Below are 585 nucleotides of genomic sequence, written 5' to 3'. Positions count from 1 at the left end.
AGACAGCAGACACACATATATATTCATTTTAAAACTAGGAGGTCGAATATCTGCTACCTTTAGAGAGCGGATAAATCCGCTCAATATCTATTAGTTTTCTTTACGTTTGCGAACACCAACAAGCCCCACAAGTGTCATAAAGCCACCTGCCAAGTAAGCCAAAATAGAGCTTTCTTCACCTGTTTGAGGGAGAGCTTGCGCTTTGGCAACCGCTGGAGTTGCTGGACTTGGTGCGACTGGTGTCGCTGGTGTTTGCGATACTGGAGTCACTGGCTGAGATGTCTCAGGCTTCACAGGCTCAGGAGTTGTAGTGCGCACCACTTCCGATTTGACTGGATTGCCGTTGACGTAGAGCGTGTACTCATTTTCAATCTCACCAACTGCGATGCGTTTTACAACTAGGAATGCATCTGCACCAAATTCGCTTGAGCGTGGAATTTGTTTGAGGAACTCTTCTTTGAACGTTAACTCATAAAGTCCTGTTTCTTCGTTATAAGTGCGCTCAGTGTACTCAGCTAGATCAGTACCAGCTTTGATGACAGTGCCGTCTGCCAGTGTGATGTCAACTTTAGCGATCACGCTATC

The 585-nt window shown here is 46.0% G+C and carries 1 protein-coding gene; it reads right to left on the bottom strand.

Annotation, left to right across the window (positions count from 1 at the left end; translation table 11 throughout):
* Nucleotides 1–90: 90 nt before the first annotated feature.
* Nucleotides 91–585 (bottom strand): LPXTG cell wall anchor domain-containing protein (locus tag ACLN19_RS09130; protein ID WP_413385535.1); only part of this gene is annotated, 495 nt, incomplete at its 5' end.

Source organism: Streptococcus lishijunsis (assembly GCF_047290665.1).
In the GTDB taxonomy this organism is placed as follows: domain Bacteria; phylum Bacillota; class Bacilli; order Lactobacillales; family Streptococcaceae; genus Streptococcus.
The sequence above is the reverse complement of the archived record's forward strand: the minus strand, read 5'-3'. Positions and strand labels throughout refer to the sequence as shown.